This window comes from Komagataeibacter kakiaceti JCM 25156 (genome assembly GCF_000613305.1).
Map to the genome: position 1 here is coordinate 1 of NZ_BAIO01000870.1, position 618 is coordinate 618.

The 618-nt window shown below is 68.6% G+C and carries 1 protein-coding gene; it reads left to right on the forward strand.

Going from position 1 to position 618, the window contains the following annotated elements:
* The coding region (locus tag JCM25156_RS19675; protein WP_025814502.1) for a bifunctional folylpolyglutamate synthase/dihydrofolate synthase at positions 1 to 618 on the forward strand (618 nt) is incomplete at both ends.

Genomic DNA, 618 nt, shown 5'->3' on the forward strand with positions numbered 1-618 from the left:
CCGAGGCGGCGGGCTGGCGCGTGCATGTCCTGACCTCGCCCCACCTCGTCCATGTGACCGAGCGCTTCCGCATCGCGGGGGCACTGGTCACGGAAGACGAACTGAGCGCCGTTCTGGAAGAAATAGAGCGGGTCAACGCGGGTGCGCCGATCACGGTGTTCGAAGTCCTGACGGCGGCGGGATTCGTCCTGTGCGCGCGCCATCCGGCCGATCTCACCATTGTGGAGGTCGGGCTGGGCGGGCGACATGACGCCACCAACGTGCTGCAACGCCCCGCCGCCTGCGCGATCACCGCCATCTCGATGGATCATGAGGCTTTCCTGGGGAACACGCCCGCGGCCATCGCGGGTGAGAAAGCCGGGATCATGAAACCCCATGTACCCGTCACGACAGGCCACCAGCCTGTCGAGGTCATGGAGGTGCTGGAGCGCACGGCGCGGGAAAACACGGCCCCGCTGTGGCGGCGCGGGCATGAATGGTTCATCACCCCCACGCCCGATGGCGCGGGGCTGACCTATCGCGACGCCCACGGCACGCTGGACCTGCCCCTGCCCGGACTGGACGGCGCGCACCAGATCGACAATGCCGGGCTGGCCATAGCCACCCTGCGCGCCACCG